The sequence below is a fragment of the Geodermatophilus marinus genome (genome assembly GCF_003428645.1).
GTDB lineage: Bacteria > Actinomycetota > Actinomycetes > Mycobacteriales > Geodermatophilaceae > Geodermatophilus.
In genome coordinates this window covers 195,287-213,823 of sequence record NZ_QVQH01000007.1, presented here as the reverse complement: position 1 = coordinate 213,823, position 18,537 = coordinate 195,287, and the positions used below count along the sequence as shown (strand labels likewise).

Genomic DNA, 18,537 nt, shown 5'->3' with positions numbered 1-18,537 from the left:
CCGGCACGGTCGCCGGCGCGGTCCTCAGCGCTGCGCCACCGCGGCGGCCAGCAGGCCCGAGGTGTTCGTCGCGAGGTGCAGCAGGACGGGGGCGAGCAGGCTGCCGCTGCGGACCCGCAGCCAGGCGAACAGCAGGCCCGCCCCCACCGTGACCAGGCAGCCCAGGGCCACCAGGAGGGCCTGCGCGGCCGCGCCGCCGGCCAGGTCGTTGGCCGCCACCGCGCTCGCGGTCGGGCGGACGTGCCAGACCCCGAAGAGCAGCGCCGAGGCCACGACCGCGGTGCGCGGGGCCAGCAGGCGCGCCAGCACGGCGAGCAGCACCCCGCGGAAGGCCGTCTCCTCCCACAGGACGGTGCCCAGCGGGATGCGGACGAGCACGTCGTGGGCCAGCTCCGCGGCACCGGCCCCCGCGACCCGCGCGTCGGCGAACAGCGGCCGGGTCGCCGGGACCGCGACGCCGGCCGCGCAGCCCGCGACGACCACCGCGGCGAAGGCCCCGCCCCAGCGCAGCCCGGCGCCGACCCGCCGCGGGTCCAGGCCCAGCTCCGCCCGGGACAGACCGGCCGCCCGCGCCGCGCCGAGCAGCACCGCCGTGGCGATCAGGTTCGTGGCCACGTACGCCCCGCCGGGCAACCGGGGGACGACGAGGTTGTTCCAGGCGCCCAGGACGAGCACGAGCGGGACGGCCAGCGCGAGTCCCCTGCGCCGGCCGGCCGGGCGAGCATGCACGGGTGGAGTCTCCCCCGGGGCCGCGCCGGCCCGGCCCGGCGACCGCGGCCGTCGCCTGCCTCGCCGTCGGAGCCGCGCTGGCCGTCGCCGCGGTGGTCGGGGTCGCCGGCGAGCTCTCGCCCGGCGCGCTCGGGGCCGTCGGGGTCGCCGGCGCTGTCGTCGCGGTCCTGGCGACGGCCCGGCGGTCGGGTGCGGCCGCGCGGCCGGTGGGCCGGCGCGGCCTGCCGTGGGCGGCGTGGGCGGCCGCGGCCCTCGGCTGGGAGCTGGTGACGCTCCTGGACGACGACCTGCCGACGGCCAGCGACCTGGCCGACCCGCTCCTGGCGCACCCGGTGGCCCGCGCCGCGGCCACGCTGTGCTGGCTGGCGGTCGGCGCCTGGCTGCTCACCCGCCCGCGCGCCCGATCGCGCCCGTCGTGAGCGGCACCGCGGTGAGCGCCGCCGGGTTCGGGTTGCTGCTCGTCGCCGCGCTTCTCCTCGAGGTGCGGGCCCGCCGGGGGTGGGGTCACCGCGAGCGCGCTGACCGGGAGCGGGGACCGGTCCGCGCGGCCGAGGCGGTGGAGGCGGCCCTGCGCACCACGCCCGGGCGGGTCCTCGTGCTGGTCGCCTGGGTCTGGCTCGGCGTCCACTTCCTGGCTCGCTGAGGCGCCGCCCGCCGGGCGCGCGCCGGCCGGGGCGCTCAGCGGCGGAAGAACAGCCGGATCGTGGTCCCGGCCGGCCCCGAGTCGAGCGCCGCGTCGTCGGCGAGGCTCCAGGCCAGCCACATCCCGCGGGACGAGCGCGGCTCGTCGGCCGGCGGGACGTAGCCCAGCGTCTCGTCCGGCAGCCCCGGCCCCGCGTCGGCGACCTGCACGACGAGGGTGCCGGCCTCGGTCCAGCAGGACACCTCCGCGAACGCGGCCACCCGGAGGGCGTTCACCACCAGCTCGTGGACGGCCGGGACGACGTCCCCCAGCCGGGCCGGCCACCAGTCGGCGACGGCCGCCGCGACCGCGCGGCGGGCCTCCCGCGGCGTGGTCACCGGCACGGTGCCGGCCGAGGCCGGCTGCTCCCCCATCGCCGGCTGGGCCGACCGGAGGAAGCACCGCGGGTCGTCGTAGGCCGGCGTCGGCACCGGGGCGGTGCCACCCCAGGTCAGCGGGTGGGTGCGCTCGACCGCGTCCAGGACGGGCGCGGGGAGCAGCTGCCGGTCGTGCAGGCACAGGCTGTAGTACGGCATCGCCGTGAAGCAGTGGTTGGCCACGGCCTCGAAGCGGCTCCACTCCCGGCCGTCGTCGCGGGCCAGCCACACCGGCTCCGCGGCCAGCCGCCAGTTCGGCACGGTGGCGCGCAGGGCGCGGAGGTCCCGGGCGTAGGCGTGCAGCGTGCGGTGCCCGCCCTGCCACCAGCTCTCCGCCGCCGCGACCCGCGCCAGCCGGCAGACGTCCGCGCCGAGCTCCTCGGCCACGAGCGTCCGCACCCGTTCACCGGCGACCAGGAGCACCGGCTCCCCGCGGGAGAACCCCTCGAGGACGAACGGCACCACGCGGTCGGTCAGCTCCCGGTCGGTGCGGAAGGCGAAGGCCTCGTGGGCCAGCCCCCCGCCGTCCCAGTCCCCCGTCGGTCGGACCTCGGTCATGCCGGCTCCACCGGAACACCCCCGTCGAACAGCTCCAGGCACCGCCGGACCAGCCGCCGGGCCCCGACCAGCCGCAGCCCGGTGCCCGCCTCGGCGAGCCGCCGGCCGGCCGTGACCAGACCGCGGGCACCGGCGACGTCGAGGAAGTCGAGGTCGGACAGGTCGAGGACGACCTCGCGCCGGGGTCCGTCGCGCCGGGGTCCGTCGCGCCGGGACCCCTCGGGCGGGTACCCCTCGCCGGGTGCGGCCCCGGCCACGTCGACCAGGGCGCGGACCAGGTCGTCGACCTGGGTGACGTCGACCTCGCCGTGCAGGGAGAGCCGGGGACCGCGACCGGAGAGGTGCACCAGCGGCTCCCGGGCACCGCGGTGCCCGCCCGGGTGCAGCAGCGCCAGCGGGCCGAGCACGTCCCGGCCCAGCGCGGCGTCGTAGAGGCAGAGCGCCGTCATCGGGACGGCGCCCATGAGCTCGTCGGCGAGCCGCTCGTAGCGGTGCCACCGGCGGTGCTCGGCCGCCCCGCCCCCGGCCAGTCCCGTCGCGTCCGCGGCCACCCGCAACCCCGTGCGCCCGCGGTCCAGGGCCTGCTCGACCTCCCGGCGGTAGACCTCGACCTGCGCGGCGGGGTCCTCCCCGCGGGCGGCCGCGTAGGCCTCGTCCGTGGTCCGCACCACCAGCTGCCCGCCGGCCAGCAGGTCCGCCCGCCCCGGCAGGGCCGACACGGCCTCCTCCAGCGCGGGTCGTGAGCGCCCCACCAGGAGCAGCTGCTCGCCGAGCCGGCGCCCCTCGTCGAGGTACGGGAGCACCGCAGCCGCGAGGCCCGCGGCACCGCTGAACGTCCAGCAGACGTGGTCGCCGGGCCGCAGGTCCGTGGGGGCGTCCAGCCGCCGCCGCGGGGGCGTCACCCCGCCGACGCTACCCCGGCCGCCGCCCGCGCGGCAGGGGCCGGGTCGCCGCCCGGGGGCGCCGGCCGTCGGGCGTCGGCCCGGCGGAACCGTCAGCCGGCGGGGCGCACCGCGGGCCCGGGCGGGGCGTGCTCGGGGAGCAGCCCGATGCCGATCAGCCGGGCCGGCAGGCCCTGCAGCACGGGGTGCCGCTGCAGCACCCGCAGCACCCGCGGGGTGCCGACGTCCTCCCCGGCGAGCACCCGGGCGAGGAAGCGGCGCTGCACCTGCCGCTGCAGCTGCTGGGTCACCACGGTGGGCAGCAGCCTCCGGCGGCGCACCCGGGCGAGCCGCCGCGGGGTCACCCGGCGCCGGCGCAGCGGCCCGGCCAGGAGCCGGGCCGCGGCGGCGGCGTCCTGCACGGCCAGGTTGATCCCGACCCCGCCGATCGGCGACATCGCGTGCGCGGCGTCGCCGATCACCAGGAGCCCGGGCAGGTGCCACCGCCGGAGCCGGTCCACCCGCACGCTGAGCACGCGGACGTCGTCCCAGCTGCGGAGCACCCCGAGCGCGGGCGCCATGCCCGGGAGCAGCTCGACCAGCCCGCTGCGGAAGGAGTCCAGGCCGGCGTCCCGGAGGGCCGCTGCACCGCCCTTCGGGACGAGGAAGGCCGTCTGCCAGTAGCTGCCCCGGTCGATGAGCACGAGCAGCCGCCCCCGGGCCACCCGGCCCGCGCCGCCGAAGGCCGGCGCCGCCACGCCGGGCACCCGGGGCAGCCGGAACCACAGGACGTCCATCGGGGCGCCGAACTCGCGCAACCGGAGGCCGGCGTCGGCGCGCAGCAGCGAGTGCCGCCCGTCGGCGGCCACGGTGAGCCGCGCCCGGAGCGCGTGCTCGCCGTCGGCGGTGCGGTACCGGACGCCGCGGACCTCCCCGCCCACCCGGAGCAGGCCGACCGCCTCGGCCCCCATGCGCAGGGAGAAGTGCGGGAGGCCCCGCGCGGCGTCGGCGAGCAGGTCGAGCAGGTCCCACTGCGGCACGAGCGCCAGGAACCGGTACCGGCCGCGGAGCCGGCCGAAGTCGGCCAGCACGTACGTGCCGTCGTCGGTGGTGACCCCGATGCGGGTCACCTGCTGGTGCGGCAGGGCGAGGAAGGCCCCGGCCAGGCCCACCTCGTCGAGCAGCCGCAGGGTGGAGGGGTGGACGGTGTCGCCGCGGAAGTCGCGGAGGAAGTCCGCGTGCTTCTCCAGGACGGTCACGCGCACGCCCGCGCGGGCCAGCAGGAGGCCCAGCACCATGCCCGCCGGACCACCACCGACGACGACGCAGTCCACCTCGGGGGGACGGTCCTCCGAGGGGTCGGGCATGCCCGCCATCGTCCCCCCGAGGGGTGCGGTGCGGCGCGGGAGCGCCCCGGTCAGGCCGGCTGCAGCCGGCCCGTGGTGATCGCCGTGGGGGCCTCGTCCACCCGCCAGTCCCGCATCGTCAGGCCGGCGATGTGGGGGTGCGCGGCCAGCGCGGCACCGAGGTCGCCGGCGAGGAACGCCCGGTAGCTCTCCTCGTCCTCCCACACGTACACGCCGCCGAGCTGCCCGTCGGGCGTCGTCAGCCAGATCTTGCTGACCAGGCCGGGCACCGCGGCGAACACGGGCGCGAGCTGCTCGACGCACACGCGGGCCCACTCCTCGCGGTCGACGCCGCTGAGCCGGTACTCGATCAGGGAGACGTGCATCGGTCCTCCTCCGGGCCGCGACGGGACACCGTCACGGTGGACCGGCGCCCCGGAGCAGGGAAAGGGACCAACGGCACCGGCCGCGCGCGCGGCCCGGGACGAGGCCGCCGCCCGGCTGCAGGAGGCCCGGGCGGTGCAGCGGTGCGCGGCCGAGGAGGCCGCCCGGCTGCGGCGGGAGGCCGCCGCGGACGCGGCCCTCACCCGGGCGCTGGGGCGCGAGGAGGTCGTCCGCATGCTGACCGCGGCACGGGACGCGCGACAGCGGGCCGACGACGAGGCGGCCGCGACCCGGCAGCGGCCCCGCCGGGGCGGCTGGGAGCCCGGGACCGCGGGGAGCGGCCGGTAGCGTCCGCCGGGCCGGCCGTCCCTGGACACCGGGTGGCGCGGGGTCCACGCTCGTGCCCGTCCCCGGCGGTGCGAGGAGGGACGCCGTGGTCGGCAGCGGCCTGGTCGTGGTCATGGGGGCGACGGGACGGCAGGGCGGTGCCGTCACCCGTGCGCTGCTCGCGGACGGCTGGCCGGTGCGGGCGGTGAGCCGGCGCCCCGACCGGCGCGCGGCCCGGGCGCTGGCGGCGGCCGGCGCGGAGGTCGTGGCCGCCGACATGGAGGACCCCGCCTCGCTGGACCGGGCCCTCGCCGGCGCCTACGGGATCTACAGCGTGCAGAACCCCATGACCTGCGGCCTGGAGGGCGAGGTCCGGCAGGGGTGCAACGTCGGGGACGCCGCCGCCCGGGCCGGCGTCCGGCACCTCGTCCAGGGGTCCGCGGGCACCGGGCAGCGCGGCACCGGCGTCGGGTCCTTCGAGTCCAAGCTCGACGTCGAGGCCCACCTCGCCGGGCTCGGGCTGCCGGTGACCGTGCTGCGCCCGATGGCCTTCATGGAGCTCATGACCGACCGGGCGTTCTCCCCGGCCGCCGGCGTGTGGCACGTGTGGCCGGCGCTGGCCGGGTGGGACGTCCGCGTCCCGTGGCTGTCCTGCCCCGACCTCGGCCGGGTCGCCGCCCGCGTCCTCGCCGATCCGCGGCGGTTCGCCGGCCGCGCGCTCCAGCTGGCCTCGGACGTGCGCTCGCTCGCGGAGTGCCGGGAGATCCACACCCGCGTCCTGGGCCGCCCTCCGCGGCGGTTCCCGATGCCCGTCCCGCTCTTCGAGCGGTTCGCGCCGGACATCGCCGCCCTCTGGCGCTGGACCCGGACCGCCGCCCTGGACGTCGACCCGCGGGCCACGCTCGCCCTCGTCCCCGACGCCGCCACCGTCGAGGCCTGGCTGCGCCGGCGGGCCGGGCGTCCGCGCCGGCCCGGGGCCCGGAGGGGCGGCCGGTAGCGTCCGGCCGGTGACGGAGGCCACGCTCCCGCGGGACACCACGCGCCGGCGGCTCGACGCCCTCACCTTCGGGCTGTTCACGGTGGCCCTGGGCACCAACATCCCCACCCCGCTGCTGCTGGTCTACCGCCGCACCCTCGGGCTGTCGGACGCCGACCTCACCGCGGTCTTCGGCTGCTACGCCGTCGGGCTCATCGCGGCGCTGACCGTCTCCGGCGCGGCCTCGGACCGCTTCGGCCGGCGGGCCCTCGTCCTGCCCTTCGCCGTCCTCGCCGGCCTGGTCTCGCTGCTGTTCCTGCCCGCCGTCGACCACCTGCCCCTGCTCTACCTGGGCCGGCTGCTGCAGGGCGTCGTCTCCGGCGTGGTGTTCTCCGTGGCCAACGCCTGGCTGCAGGAGCTGGCCGGCCCCGACGGCCAGCGGTCGGCGGCCACCCGCGGCGCGGTGTCGACCTCCCTCGGCTTCGCCGTCGCCCCGGCGATGAGCGGGGTGCTCGCCCAGTACGGCCCCGCGCCGACGACCCTGCCCTACCTCGTGCACGTCGCCGTCCTGCTCGTCGGCCTCGGCGCGCTGCTGACCGTGCCGGAGACGGTGCAGGTGCGGCGGCGCGGCCGGCTGATGACGCTCGGCCTGCCGCCGGAGGCGCGGCGGCCGTTCTGGGCGGTGCTCGCCCCGACGGCCGTCGGCGTCTTCGCCTTCCCGGCGGTCGCGGCGACGCTGCTGCCGCTGCTGGTGGTGCCGGACGGCGTCGGGGTCGCCTACGCCGGGCTGATCGCCGGGCTGGCCCTCGCCGCCAGCGCGGTCGCCGCCCGGGTCGGCCGGCGGGCCGAGCGCGGCGCCGGGCCGCTCGGGATGGCGCTCGGCGCGGCCGGCCTGGCCCTCGGCGTCGCCGCGGTCGTCGCCGGCTCCGAGCCGCTGCTGCTGCCGGCGTCGGCGCTCATGGGGGCCGGGGGCGGGCTCTGCCTCACCGCCGGGCTCACCCTCACCGCGCGGCTGGCACCGCCGCACACCCGGGGTGCGGTGAACAGCGCGTTCTACGCCTTCGCCTACACCGGCTTCGGGACCCCGCTGCTGCTGGCGTGGCTGGGCGGGCTGGTGGGCACCGTCCCGGCGCTGGCGGCGTTCGTCGTCGTGCCGGTGGCCCTCGCCGCGTGGCTGTGGCGGGAGGTCCGCCGGGTGGCGCGGGGCTGACCGCCGACCGCGGCCGGACGGGGTCCCCGGGGCCGCCGCGCGTTGCGGCGGCCCCGGCCGCGCGGTGGGATGACGCATGACCCGCGGGCAGGGGACGGCGGTCACGGGCCGCCACGGCGGGGCGAGCGACGCCGCCTCGCCGCACCACCTCACGCCCCGCGAGTGGGGGCGGGTGCTGCGGCGCGTCGGGGCGCACGTGGTCAGCGACCGCCTCATGGTCCAGAGCGCGGCGGTGGCGTTCTTCGCCGTCCTCTCCGTCGCGCCGGTGCTCGTCACCGCGCTGTCGGTGTACGGCGCGGTGAACACCCCGGAGCGGGCGCTGCAGCAGCTCTCCCGCGTGGCCGACGTGCTGCCCACCGACCTCGAGGCGATCGTGGCCGACCAGCTGACCACGATCACCGCCGCGTCGACGCAGGTGCTGACCTGGCGCGGGGTGACCGGGCTCCTGGTGGCGCTGTGGACGGCGACGACCGCCATGACCTACCTCGTCGACGGGCTGACACTGGCCTACCACGAGACCGAGACGCGCGGGCTGCTGCGCCGCAGCGGGCTGGCCCTGGTGTTCGTGCTCGCCGGCGCCGTCGCCCTCGGCGGCCTGATCGCCGGGGGCGGCGTGCTCTCGCAGGCCCTCCCCGACGCCCCGGGCCCGCTCGGGGCGGTGGTGACGGCGGGGTCGTGGGCGGTGCTCGCCCTGCTCATGGCCGGGGTGCTCGCCGTCCTCTACCGGTACGCACCCGACCGCCGCCAGGCCCGCTGGCGGTGGATCACGCCGGGCTCGGCCGCCGCGACGCTGCTCTGGCTCGCCACGACGATCGCCTTCTTCAGCTACGTCCAGAACCTGGGCAGCTACCAGTCGACGTACGGCTCCCTCGCCGGGGTGGCGATCAGCATGTTCTGGCTGTGGGTCACCGTCTTCCTGGTGATCGTCGGCGCGGCCCTCAACGCGGAGGCCGAGCGCCAGACCACCCGCGACTCGACCGTCGGGCCCGAACGGCCGCTGGGCCAGCGCGGAGCCGTCGTGGCCGACAGCACGCCGCCCTACCACGGCGAGCGCCGCCGCTGACCCCGCTCACCCGCGGTGGGCCTGCCCGGGACGCCGGTCAGAGGCCGAGGGACCCGGAGGCGGGATCGGCCCACCGGCTGGAGGCGTCGTAGGAGCGGACCACCAGCGACCGCCAGCGGCCGGTCCGGCTGATCTCCTTCTCCGGCACGCCCTGGGCGTAGGCCGTGGTGGCGAAACCCCGGCGCAGCGAGTGCGGGGAGAGGCCCTCGGTGGGGACGCCGGCGCGCTCGGCGGCCCGCGCGAGCACCAGGGTGACGCCCCGGGTGCTCAGCGCGCCCGTCCCCAGCCGGGAGGTGCGGCCCTTCCCCACCGCGCGGAACAGCGGCCCGGCGGTGACGCCCTGCCCGGCCAGGGTGTCGAGCCAGGCGCGCGCGGCCCGGACCGGGCAGGTGACCTCGCGGACGCCCTCGGCCAGGGCGAGGGTCTCCCCCGCGCCGTCCTGGTCGGTCTTGGAGAAGCGGACGAGGACGTCGAGCCCGCCGTGCCCGGCCGGGGTGAGGTCCTCGACGTGCAGGCGGCACAGGTCGGAGGCGCGCAGGCCCAGGGCGAACCCGAGCAGGAGCAGGCAGCGGTCGCGCCGGCCGGCGGGGGTGTCGGGGAGGTCCTCGACCAGCGCCCGGACGGTCGCGGTGTCCAGCGCCCGCGCGGTCCGCGGCCGGGCGCCGGCCCGCACCGCGCTGCGGCGGATGCCGGCCAGCGTCCGCCGGACCCCCTCGTTGTCCCCGGGCGCCGGGTGCCCGGCGGTGCGGTGGACGTCGTTGAGCGCGGACAGCCGGCGGGCGATGTACCTCGGGCTGCGCCCGTCGTCGGCCAGCTCGGCCAGCCAGGCGGCGACGGCCAGCGGGTCGGCCGGCGGCCCGCTCGGCAGCGCCCGGCCGGCGCACCACCGCTGCCAGGCGGCCACGTCGCGGGCGTAGGCCGTCCGCGTGGCCTCGGCCCGGGACGCGGCGACGTAGCCGCCGACCGCGGTCAGGTCGCCCGGGAGGAGCAGCCCGCCGGTCGCCGTGGTCGCCGACGCGGCGACCGGCGTCTCCTCCGGGCCGGATCGGCGCGCGCTCGTGGCGCTCATCGGCGACCCTCCCTCCGCGCACCGATCGCTACCGAGAACAGGTGCTTCTCGGAAGCTATCAGCCGGTCGTGCGCCGCGGCACGAAACATGGATGTGTGGGTGTCCGCCCATGCATCTACGGTCGCTGCGTGACGACCGCCGACGGGGGCCAGGAGCGCTGCGCGTTCCCCGGCTGCTCCGAGCCGCCCCGATCGCGCACCCCCGGTCGCAGCGGCCCCTCCCCCCGGTTCTGCGCCCGCCCGGACCACAACCCCGAGACCGCCCGCCGCGCCCGCGCGCGGACCGGCGGGCAGCCGGGCGGGGCCGCCGCCGACCTGCCGCCGGAGGGCCGGGTGCGGGAGCTCGTGGCGCGGTGGGCGGCGGCGGCGCGGGAGGCGACCGCGGCGGCGGAGGCGCAGGCCGCGCTGCTCGCCGCCGCGACCGAGGCCCTGGAGGGCTACCGGGACGAGACGACCGTGGAGGCCCGGCTGGCGCAGGCCCGGTCCGACGTGGAGGCCGCGCACGCCGGGCGCCTGCGCGCCGAGGAGCAGGCCCGGCTGGCCGGGCAGCTCCGCGCGGAGGCCGAGGCGGCCCGGCAGGGCGCCGAGCACGATGCCGCGGCCACCCGGTCCGCCGCCGAGCGCCGGGTGGCGGAGGCCGGAGCGGAGGCCGAGCGCGCGGTGCGGCGGGCCGAGGAGGCCCGCGCGGCGGCCGACGCCGCGCGGGACCGGGCGCTGGCCGAGCGGGACCAGGCCGCCGACGCCCGCGACGCCGCCCTCCGGGGCGCCGCGGACGCCGAGCTGCGCCGCCAGGCGGCCGACCGGGACGCCGCGGACGCGCGGCGGGCCGAGCGGCACGCCCGCGCCGAGGCCGCCCGGGAGCACGACGCCCTGGTCGAGGCGCGCGCCCGGTGGGGCGCCACCGAGCGCACGCTCACCGGCGCCGCGCAGACCCGGGCGCAGGAGCGGGACCAGGCGCTCGCCGCCCGGGACCACGCCCTCGCCGCCCGGGACGAGGCCCTCGCCGCCCGCGACGAGGCGCGCGCCGCCGCGGCAGCGGCGGCCGAGCGGGCCCGCGCCGCCGAGCGCGACCGGGACGAGGCCCGCCGGGCCGAGCGGGACGCCCGGGTCCGGGCCGCGGCCGCCGACACCCGCACGGCGGAGGCCGAGGCGCGCCGCGAGGAGGCGGTCACGACGGCGGCGCGGGCCGTGCAGCGCGCGGAGGACGCCGACCGCCGGGCCGCCGAGGCCGAGACCCGGGCGGGCGAGGCCGACGTCCGCGCCGGCCGGGCCGGTGAGCGGGTGGGCGCGCTCGCCGCCGAGGTGGAGGGCCTGCGCGCGCGGCTGCGCGGCTGACCGCCCGGTCAGGTCCGGCGGACGGTGACCGGGAAGTCCAGCCAGCGGAACGGGCTGGGCAGGCCGGCCTCGGCGGCACGGGCCGGGTCGTCGACGCGGACGAAGTCCCGCACGAGCCTGGCCCGGACGCCGAACACGGCGTCGGAGTCCAGGTAGGGGCTGTCGGAGACGAAGACGTGCGTGGTCAGCGTCCGGATCCCCGGGCCGGTCACCTCGACGTGCAGGTGCGCCGGGCGGTTGGGGTGCCGGCCGGTGGCCGCCAGCAGCCGGCCCACCGGGCCGTCGTCCGGGATCGGGTACCAGCGGGGCACGATCGTGCGGAACCGGAACCGGCCCTCGGCGTCGGTGGGAAAGACCCCGCGCAGGTTGTCCCGCGGCACCTCGCCGGGGCGCTGCACGTCGTAGAAGCCGTCGGCGTCGGCCTGCCACACGTCCACGGCGGCGCCGGCCACCGGAACCCCCGCGGTGTCGAGCACCCGGCCGGTGACCAGGCACGGCTCGCCGTCCCCGGCCTCGACGATGCTGTCGCCCGGCTCCCGCGCGGGCGAGGCGACCAGGTGGAAGGGCCCCTCGACGGTCGACTCGGTCACCCCGTCGCCGGCGGGGTGGGCGAGCGCGTCGACGAGCATCGACACCCCGAGGACGTCGGAGAGCAGGATGAACTCCTGCCGGGTGTCGTCGCAGGTCTGCCCGGTCTCGGTGAGGAACCGGATCCCCCGCGCCCACTCCTCCGGGGTCAGCCCGACGTCCTTGACGAAGGCGTGCAGGTGGCCGACGAGCGCGGTGAGCACCTCGCGCAGCCGCGGGTCGGCGGTGCGGGCGAAGCTGGCGGCGACGATCTCGGCCGAGCGCTCCTCCTCGAACCGGGCGGGCGGGCCGGCGGGTCCGGTCACGGTCGTCTCGCTCCCTCGTCGGGCCGGGGCGGCCCCGGTGCCGCCGGGGACCGCCCCGGGGTGGGCGGTGGTGCCGATTCCACCCCGCATCGCCGCCGCGGGCCAGGGGTCGCCCGGCCGCGGTCCCTGGCACCCGGGGACGTTGGGCCGTTCCCGCGTCCCGCCCGCACGGCGAGGCTCGGGGCGCCGAGACCAGTGCCGACGCCGAGGAGGCCCCCGTGAAGCCGGAAGAGGTCCTGAGCGGCGCCCGCGACGCGATCACCGTGAAGCGGGTCTTCGCCGAGCCGTACGAGAAGGACGGCGTCACGGTCATCCCCGCCGCCGCCGTCGGCGGGGCGGGCGGCGGGGGGAGCGGCCACGACGAGAAGGGCCAGGAGGGGCAGGGCGCGGGCTTCGGCATGGGTGCCCGGCCGGCCGGCGTCTACGTCATCAAGGACGGCGACGTCGCGTGGCGCCCGGCCGTCGACGTCAACCGGCTGGCCGGCGTGGTCGGCCTGGTGCTCGTCACCTTCTTCCTGACGCGGTCACGGGTGGCCCGGACCCGGATGCGGGCACGCCGTCGCCGGGACCGGGGGAAGCGCTGACCGCCCGTGCCGGTCGGCGCCGTCGGCCTCACCCCGGCGGGCGCCGCGGGCGCCAGGGGCCGATCCCGCCGATCCGCTCGACGGTGATCCGCGTGACGTAGCCGGCCGGCGGGTCGTCCACGGGCGGAAAAGGCCCGTGGGTCCGCCGTACCGTCGGCCGCGCTCAGCCCTGCTCGGTGGGGACCCAGCTGCCGTGGAACCCCAGCGGGACCCGCGCCGGCAGGTGGACGCGGGCGACGGGCGCGCCGACGAGGTCCTGCGCCGCGAGGACGACGAGGTCGGTGGCGCCGCGGTCGGGGTCGTGGACGAAGGCCAGCACGTACCCGTCGTCCTCGGCCGCGTCGGGCGCGGCCGGGACGAACACGGCCTCGCCGACGGCGGCGTCCCGGCCGAACCGGTGCGCCGCCACGGTGCCCCTCGCCAGGTCGTGCTGGAGCAGCGCGGAGGCGAACGCGTCGTCGCCGAAGCCGCCGTCGGGCCGCACGGTGCCCGGGTCGACCTGACCGAGCGCCGCGCTGTAGGCGTAGCGGTGCGGCCGGGAGACGACCCGCTCGTCCACCCGCGGGAACTCCTGGGGCCGGTCGTCGAGCAGCTGGCGGCCGGCCGTGCCGGTGCGCGGGTCGAGCGTCCAGCGGTCGAGCGTGAGCGGCCCCCGCCCGGACAGGCCGGACATGTCGTAGGAGCCGGCGTACCGGCAGACGTCGAGCACGACCCGGTCGCCGCCGTCGGGGGCGGTGCCGTCGAAGGCGTTGACCGTGTGGAACACCCAGCAGGGGTCCACCTCGACCCAGCGGACGTCCCCGCCGGCGCCGTCCCGCGGGAGCAGGCCGACCCGCGCCGGGTGCGCCGGGTTCCAGGTGTAGGGCAGCGACGAGCCCGCCGCCGCGGCGTCCATGCTGAAGGTGACCGGCAGGTCCAGCAGCACCACGTAGCGCTCGGTGAGCGCGAAGTCGTGCATCATCGGCCCGTCCGGGACGGGCACGTCGGTGGTCCGGCGGACCCGCCCGTCGGGGCCGACGACGACGTGCTGCACGTGGTCCCAGCCCCAGAAGTAGGCGACGGCGTGCAGGTCCCCGGTCCGCCGGTCGAGCTTGGTGTGCGCGGCGTACCCCCCGGGCAGCGTGCCGTCGAAGTCGCAGGGGCCGACCGTGTCCAGCTCGTCGGTGAGCTCGTAGGGCAGCGCGCCCGCCTCGACCGTGGCCAGCGTCCGCCCGGCGTGCGCGATGACGTGGGTGTTGGCGGCGAAGTCCATGCCGGCGTGGACCGGCCCCCCGGGCCACCGCTCCCCCAGCGCGGCGGCCACCTCACCGGAGCGGACCCAGCGGTTGCGGTACCACTCGGCCCGGCCGTCGCGCAGCCGGACGCCGTGCACCATCCCGGGGCCGAGGAACCAGTGCTCGACCGGCTCGTCGAGGCCGAGCGGGTTGGGCCCGTTGCGCAGGTACCGCCCGTCCAGGCCGGCCGGCAGGGTCCCGGTGACCGGCAGGTCGACGGCCGTGACCTCCTCGGTCACCGGGGCGTACGGCCCCCGGACGAACCAGCCGCGGTCCGCCGCGGGCCGGGCGCCCGCCGGCTCGGCGGGCGCGGGCGGCGGGGCGGACGTCGGCTCGGCGGACATCGGGGCCTCCCGGCGGCTGTGCGGGCTGGCGTCGTCGCTGTGCCCGTGCCATCGTGCTCGCCGCCGTCCCGCACCGGAACCCCGGCGGGACCTCCGACCCTGGCCGTCCGCCGCGCCGGCGACGCGACGATCGGGGACGTCCGCGACGAGGCTGGGGTGGGCCGGTGGTCCTCGAGCTGGAGATCCTGCCGGCGGTGACCGGCCGCCGGGCGGTCGTGGCGTGGCTGCTGGCCGCCTTCCTGGTCACCTTCCTCGTGACGCGCTTCGTCACCCGGGCGATCCGGACCGGCCGCGGCCCGTTCCGCGACGCCAGCGTCGGCGGCGTGCACGTGCACCACGAGGTCTACGGCATCTTCCTCCTCCTCGGCACCGGCACGCTGGAGTTCACCTACCGGCCCGACCCGCCGTGGCTCCACGTCCTGGCCGTGCTCTTCGGCATCGGCGCCGCCCTGACCCTCGACGAGTTCGCGCTGTGGCTGCACCTCGACGACGTCTACTGGACGCAGGAGGGCCGCAGCTCCGTCGACGCCGTCCTCGTGGCCCTCGTCGTGGGTGGGCTGCTGCTGGTCGGCGCCAACCCCTTCGACCTCGACCGCGACGAGGGCGAGCCGGTCCTCGCGCTGACCCTCGCGGCGAACCTGGGGTTCGCGGTCGTCGCGGTCCTCAAGGGCCGGACCGTGCTCGGCGTGGTGGGGGTGTTCGTCCCGCTGGTCGCGGCCGTCGGCGCCCTGCGGCTGGCCCGGCCGGGGTCGCCGTGGGCGCGGCGCAGGTACGCCGAGGGGTCGCGGCGCCGGCGCCGGTCGGTCGCGCGCTTCCCCCCGGGGCGACGCACCCGCTGGGACGCGCTGGTGGACCTGTTCGCCGTCGTCCCGCCGCGCCCGGCGGCCGGTGCGGCCGTCGGGGCCCCGCAGCGCCCGGACCCACCGTCGCGCGACGACAGCACGGTGTAGCACCGGCCCCGCGTCCCGGCGGTGGGCCGCCGCGGCGGCTCCGGACCCCTCCCCGGCCGGCCGGGCCGCCCCTATCGTGGCGCGATGGTCCAGGAGGCGGACACCTCGACCCACCCCGCCGACGTCCGCGAGCGGCGCCTGGAGAAGTTCCGCGCGCTGCGCGAGCGCGGCCAGGACGCCTACCCCTACCGCTACCCCACCGACGCGACCGCGGGCGGGATCCGCGCCGCGCACGCCGGCCTCGGGCCCGACGTGCGGACCACCGACCGGGTCCGGCTGGCCGGCCGGGTGGAGCTGATCCGCCGGCAGGGCTGGCTGACCTTCGCCACGCTGCGCGACCGCACCGGGGCGATCCAGCTCTTCGTCGACAGCTCCGTGCTGGGTGCCGACCGGCACCGGGAGTTCGACGACGTCGACCGGGGCGACTGGGTGGGGGTCGAGGGCACGGTGATGACCACCCGCCGCGGCGAGCTGTCGGTCTGCGTGGCGGGCTTCGCCGTCCTCGGCAAGGCCCTGCGGGAGCCGCCCGACAAGCACCGCGGGCTCCCCGACGTCGAGACCCGCTACCGCCGGCGCTACGCCGACCTCGAGGCCAACGAGCGGACCCGGGAGGTCTTCCGGATCCGCCACGCCGCGGTGCGCGCCCTCCGCCACCACCTGGAGGACCGGGGGTTCACCGAGGTCGAGGGCCCGGTGCTGCAGAGCACCCAGGGCGGGGCCAGCGCGCGGCCGTTCGTCACGCACCACAACGCGCTCGACCTCGACCTCTACCTGCGGATCGCCCTCGAACTGCACCTCAAGCGGCTGGTCGTCGGCGGGCTGGAGCGGGTGTTCGAGATCGGCCGCGTGTTCCGCAACGAGGGCATCGACACCCGGCACAACCCGGAGTTCACGATGCTCGAGGCCTACCAGGCCTTCGCCGACTACCACGACATGATGGACCTGGTCGAGGGCATGGTCACCGCCGCCGCGCGGGCCGCGCTGGGCGGGGTCGACGACCACGCCCTCACCGTCCACCTCGGCGGGCACGCCATCGACCTGGCCGCCACGCCGTGGCCGCGGAAGCGGTTCGCCGACATGATCGCCGAGGCCACCGGGGCCACCATGCACCCCGCCATGCCCGTCGGCGAGGCGCGTGCGGTGCTCGACCGGCTCGGCATCCCGTACGAGAGCCGCTGGGGCGCCGGGCGGCTGATGAAGGAGGTCTACGACGAGAAGGTGCAGCACGCGGTCGTCGGGCCGGTCTTCTGCACCGACTACCCCCGCGAGGTCTCGCCGCTGGCCCGCGTGCACCGGGACGACCCGGCCTACGTCGAGCGCTTCGAGCTCGTCGTCGCCGGCTTCGAGCTGTGCAACGCCTACTCCGAGCAGAACGACCCCCTCGAGCAGCTCGCCGCGTTCGAGGCCGAGGCCCGCGCCAAGGCCCAGGGTGACCCCGAGGCCGGCGACGTCGACCTCGACTACGTGCGCGCGCTGGAGTACGGGATGCCGTGCACCGGCGGCCTGGGCATCGGCGTCGACCGCCTGGTGATGCTGCTGGCGGGCGTGGACTCGATCCGCGAGGTCATCCTCTTCCCCACCCTGCGGCCGGAGTCCCCGCCGCCGCCCGGCTCGGGCCCGTCGGGGGCGCCGCGCCCGCTGCTGCCGCCCACGCCCGGCCCGGCGGCCGCGGTCCCGTCACCGCGGCCGGCCGAGCCACCCGGACCGCCGGGTCCGGCCGCCCCGGCCGGGGGCTCGGTCGTCGCGCTGCCCGCCACCGCGCCGTCGGCCTCCCCCGTCACCTCGGTCCGGCGCCCGGCCGTCGCGCACGGGACCGCCGTCCGGGTGATCGCCGGGCTGGTCGCGCTCGCGGGCGCCCTCCAGCTGCTGCCGCTGCTGCCGGTCGCGCACTCCCGGATCGGCGGGGAGCTGCCGGCGCTCGACCCGGTGGGGGTGCCGGCGGCCGGGCACGTCGCGTCGGTGGTCGTCGGCGTGCTGCTCCTGCTGCTCGCCGACCAGCTCGCCCGGCGCAAGCTGCTCGCCTGGCGGCTGGCCGTGACCCTGCTGGCGGTGGGCGCGGTCGCGCACCTGGTGAAGGGCCCGCACCCGGTCGCCGCGGTGCTGGACGCGGCCCTGCTGCTGGCCCTGGTGCGCTACCGGTCGGCCTTCCGCGCCCCGCCCGACCCGCCGTCCCTGCTGCGCCTGCTGCGCGTCCTGCCGGTCTACGCCGCGGGCGTCCTGCTGTTCGGCCTGGCCGCGCTGTGGAGCCAGCGCGGGCAGTTGAGCCCGGATCTCACCCTCCCCGGTGCCCTGCGCACGGTGCTGGCCGGCCTGGTCGGGCTGGACGGCGCCTACGCGTACGGCTCGGACCTGTTCGCCGCCCTCTTCCCGGCGGCCCTGCTCGCGCTGGGGATCACCGGGCTCGGGGTGCTCGCCGTCCTGCTCTTCCGCCCGCTCACCGCCCGGCCACCCCACACCGCCGAGGACTGGGAGCGCGCCCGCGACCTGGTGCGCGCCCACGGCTGGGACACCCTGGCGTACTTCGCCCTGCGCGACGACAAGAGCTTCTTCTTCTCCCGGGACGGGGAGGCCTTCCTCGCCTACACCTACCTCGGCGGGTACGCGCTGGTCTCCGGCGACCCGATCGGCGCGCGCGAGTCGGTGGTGCGGGTGCTCGACGAGTTCCTGGACTTGTGCGACGACCGGGCCTGGACCCCGGCGCTGCTCGCCGTGCGCGAGGCGAGCATGCCGCTGTACGCCTCGCGCGGCTTCTCGGCGTTCTACCTCGGCGACGAGGCGGTCCTCGACTGCCGGCGGTTCGGCCTCGACGGACCGGCACGCAAGGGGCTGCGGGCGGCGGTCCGCCGGGTGGGGCGCACGCACCGCTTCCGGCTGATCGCCGAGTCGCAGGCGCCGGCCGGCCTCGTCGAGCAGCTCAACGCGATCAGCGCGCGGTGGCGGGGCAAGGCCCCCGAGCGCGGGTTCACCATGTCGCTGTCCCAGGACGTGCGCGGGGCCGGCGCCGACCCCGAGTTCCTGCTCTGCGTGGCGCTCGACGCCGACGGGGTGCCGGGCGGGTTCCTCCGGCTGGTGCCCGCCTACGGCCCGTCGTTCGGCTACACGCTCGACCTGATGCGGCACGACCCGGACGCCCCGAACGGCATGACCGAGTTCCTGATCGCCTCCACGGCGGGCGCCCTGGGTGCCCGCGGTGTCGCCCGGCTGTCGATGAACTTCGCGATGTGGGGGCGGCTGTTCGCCGACGACGTGCCGTTCACACCCCTCCAGCGGGTGGCCCGCCGGGCGGTCGGGCTGCTCAACCCGTTCTTCCAGATCGAGTCGCTGCACGACTTCAACGCCCGCTTCGGCCCCGAGTGGCTGCCCCGGGTCCTGGCCTACCGGCACCGCTCGGACCTGCCCCGGGTGGGCCTGCGCTACGCCGGCGCCGAGGGGTTCCTCGCCGTCCCGGGGCTCGGTCGGCTGCTCGTCCCGAAGGCCGTCGGCGGCGTGCCCTCGCCGTCCGCGCCGCCGTCCGCGCCGCCGTCCGCGCCGGGGCGGGCCGCGGCGTGACCGCGGC

General features: G+C 78.4%; 18 protein-coding genes. 10 read left to right on the top strand and 8 right to left on the bottom strand.

What is annotated here, in order from left to right:
* Positions 1 to 24: 24 nt before the first annotated feature.
* Entirely contained in the window at positions 25 to 729 is a 705-nt protein-coding gene (locus tag D0Z06_RS10675) for a CPBP family intramembrane glutamic endopeptidase (protein ID WP_199522246.1), read from the bottom strand.
* Between the two features lie 2 nt (positions 730 to 731).
* Between D0Z06_RS10675 and D0Z06_RS10670 the strand changes: the two genes are divergently transcribed.
* Together D0Z06_RS10670 and D0Z06_RS10665 are read left to right on the top strand one after the other, a co-directional pair.
* Positions 732 to 1,148: a hypothetical protein gene (locus D0Z06_RS10670; RefSeq protein ID WP_233517592.1), complete on the top strand. Its 417-nt coding sequence runs from the start codon at positions 732 to 734 to the stop codon at positions 1,146 to 1,148.
* Positions 1,145 to 1,372, top strand: coding sequence for a DUF6186 family protein (locus tag D0Z06_RS10665; RefSeq protein WP_117377344.1), 228 nt, complete (start codon positions 1,145 to 1,147; stop codon positions 1,370 to 1,372). The genes D0Z06_RS10670 and D0Z06_RS10665 overlap by 4 nt, the downstream gene beginning before the upstream one ends.
* Positions 1,373 to 1,407: 35 nt before the next feature.
* Here D0Z06_RS10665 and D0Z06_RS10660 read toward each other — a convergent pair whose 3' ends face one another.
* The 4 genes from D0Z06_RS10660 to D0Z06_RS25330 form a co-directional block, all read right to left on the bottom strand.
* Complete coding sequence (locus D0Z06_RS10660; RefSeq protein WP_117377343.1) at positions 1,408 to 2,346, bottom strand: anti-sigma factor RsbA family regulatory protein; 939 nt, start codon at positions 2,344 to 2,346, stop codon at positions 1,408 to 1,410.
* A complete protein-coding gene (locus D0Z06_RS10655) occupies positions 2,343 to 3,248 on the bottom strand; it encodes an MEDS domain-containing protein (protein ID WP_117377342.1) in 906 nt (301 codons plus the stop codon). The genes D0Z06_RS10660 and D0Z06_RS10655 overlap by 4 nt, the downstream gene beginning before the upstream one ends.
* Positions 3,249 to 3,340: 92 nt before the next feature.
* Positions 3,341 to 4,594: an FAD-dependent oxidoreductase gene (locus tag D0Z06_RS10650; RefSeq protein ID WP_117377341.1), complete on the bottom strand. Its 1,254-nt coding sequence runs from the start codon at positions 4,592 to 4,594 to the stop codon at positions 3,341 to 3,343.
* 50 nt (positions 4,595 to 4,644) lie between these two features.
* Positions 4,645 to 4,959, bottom strand: coding sequence for a YdhR family protein (locus D0Z06_RS25330; RefSeq protein WP_158579938.1), 315 nt, complete (start codon positions 4,957 to 4,959; stop codon positions 4,645 to 4,647).
* 133 nt (positions 4,960 to 5,092) lie between these two features.
* Between D0Z06_RS25330 and D0Z06_RS25325 the strand changes: the two genes are divergently transcribed.
* The 4 genes from D0Z06_RS25325 to D0Z06_RS10630 all read left to right on the top strand — a co-directional run bounded on the left by D0Z06_RS25325 (position 5,093) and on the right by D0Z06_RS10630 (position 8,533).
* The gene (locus tag D0Z06_RS25325) at positions 5,093 to 5,305 is read left to right on the top strand and encodes a hypothetical protein (protein ID WP_158579937.1); all 213 of its coding nucleotides are present in this window, start codon (positions 5,093 to 5,095) and stop codon (positions 5,303 to 5,305) included.
* Between the two features lie 85 nt (positions 5,306 to 5,390).
* Entirely contained in the window at positions 5,391 to 6,281 is an 891-nt protein-coding gene (locus D0Z06_RS10640) for an NmrA family NAD(P)-binding protein (protein WP_117377339.1), read from the top strand.
* Positions 6,282 to 6,291: 10 nt separating this feature from the next.
* A complete protein-coding gene (locus D0Z06_RS10635) occupies positions 6,292 to 7,470 on the top strand; it encodes an MFS transporter (RefSeq protein ID WP_158579936.1) in 1,179 nt (392 codons plus the stop codon).
* A 76-nt stretch (positions 7,471 to 7,546) separates the two neighbouring features.
* Positions 7,547 to 8,533 (top strand): YihY/virulence factor BrkB family protein, encoded by a 987-nt coding sequence (locus tag D0Z06_RS10630; RefSeq protein WP_117377337.1) that lies wholly within the window; start codon positions 7,547 to 7,549, stop codon positions 8,531 to 8,533.
* Between the two features lie 37 nt (positions 8,534 to 8,570).
* Here the strand turns inward: D0Z06_RS10630 and D0Z06_RS10625 are convergent, their stop codons facing one another.
* Complete coding sequence (locus D0Z06_RS10625; RefSeq protein WP_117377336.1) at positions 8,571 to 9,602, bottom strand: tyrosine-type recombinase/integrase; 1,032 nt, start codon at positions 9,600 to 9,602, stop codon at positions 8,571 to 8,573.
* A gap of 128 nt (positions 9,603 to 9,730) precedes the next feature.
* Here D0Z06_RS10625 and D0Z06_RS10620 point away from each other — a divergent pair, with 128 nt between their 5' ends.
* On the top strand, positions 9,731 to 10,936 hold the full coding sequence (locus D0Z06_RS10620) for a coiled-coil domain-containing protein (RefSeq protein WP_117377335.1): 1,206 nt from the start codon (positions 9,731 to 9,733) through the stop codon (positions 10,934 to 10,936).
* Positions 10,937 to 10,944: 8 nt separating this feature from the next.
* Here D0Z06_RS10620 and D0Z06_RS10615 read toward each other — a convergent pair whose 3' ends face one another.
* Positions 10,945 to 11,829, bottom strand: coding sequence for a dioxygenase family protein (locus D0Z06_RS10615; protein ID WP_233517591.1), 885 nt, complete (start codon positions 11,827 to 11,829; stop codon positions 10,945 to 10,947).
* Positions 11,830 to 12,047: 218 nt separating this feature from the next.
* Here D0Z06_RS10615 and D0Z06_RS10610 point away from each other — a divergent pair, with 218 nt between their 5' ends.
* Entirely contained in the window at positions 12,048 to 12,413 is a 366-nt protein-coding gene (locus D0Z06_RS10610; RefSeq protein ID WP_117377333.1) for a spore germination protein GerW family protein, read from the top strand.
* 163 nt (positions 12,414 to 12,576) lie between these two features.
* On the opposite strand, the gene D0Z06_RS10605 is transcribed toward D0Z06_RS10610, so the two are convergent.
* Positions 12,577 to 14,031 (bottom strand): carotenoid oxygenase family protein, encoded by a 1,455-nt coding sequence (locus D0Z06_RS10605; RefSeq protein WP_117377332.1) that lies wholly within the window; start codon positions 14,029 to 14,031, stop codon positions 12,577 to 12,579.
* 164 nt (positions 14,032 to 14,195) lie between these two features.
* On the opposite strand from D0Z06_RS10605, the gene D0Z06_RS10600 reads away from it, so the two are divergent.
* Both D0Z06_RS10600 and lysS read left to right on the top strand, forming a co-directional pair.
* Positions 14,196 to 14,981, top strand: a complete 786-nt coding sequence (locus tag D0Z06_RS10600; RefSeq protein ID WP_117377331.1) for a hypothetical protein — start codon at positions 14,196 to 14,198, stop codon at positions 14,979 to 14,981.
* 84 nt (positions 14,982 to 15,065) lie between these two features.
* The gene (gene lysS / locus D0Z06_RS10595) at positions 15,066 to 18,530 is read left to right on the top strand and encodes a lysine--tRNA ligase (RefSeq protein WP_117377330.1); all 3,465 of its coding nucleotides are present in this window, start codon (positions 15,066 to 15,068) and stop codon (positions 18,528 to 18,530) included.
* Positions 18,531 to 18,537 lie beyond the last annotated feature (7 nt).